This is a genomic window from Pseudomonas cichorii (genome assembly GCF_015471405.1).
Classification (GTDB): domain Bacteria; phylum Pseudomonadota; class Gammaproteobacteria; order Pseudomonadales; family Pseudomonadaceae; genus Aquipseudomonas; species Aquipseudomonas serbiensis.
Genome location: NZ_BLVZ01000056.1, coordinates 1 through 320, shown reverse-complemented (window position 1 = coordinate 320; position 320 = coordinate 1). Strand labels below are relative to the sequence as shown.

General features: G+C 48.4%; 1 rRNA gene. It reads left to right on the top strand.

The annotated features are described in order from the left end of the window. Positions 1-68: 68 nt before the first annotated feature. Positions 69-320: ribosomal RNA gene (locus tag JL015_RS27615) — 23S ribosomal RNA — on the top strand; the annotation flags it as partial.

Sequence of the window (320 nt, the reverse complement as noted above, 5' to 3'; positions counted from 1 at the left end):
TGTGAGTGAATTGCAAATTTTCGGCGAATGTCGTCTTCACAGTATAACCAGATTGCTTGGGGTTATATGGTCAAGTGAAGAAGCGCATACGGTGGATGCCTTGGCAGTCAGAGGCGATGAAAGACGTGGTAGCCTGCGAAAAGCTTCGGGGAGTCGGCAAACAGACTGTGATCCGGAGATGTCTGAATGGGGGAACCCAGCCATCATAAGATGGTTACCTTACACTGAATACATAGGTGTACGGAGCGAACCAGGGGAACTGAAACATCTAAGTACCCTGAGGAAAAGAAATCAACCGAGATTCCCTTAGTAGTGGCGAG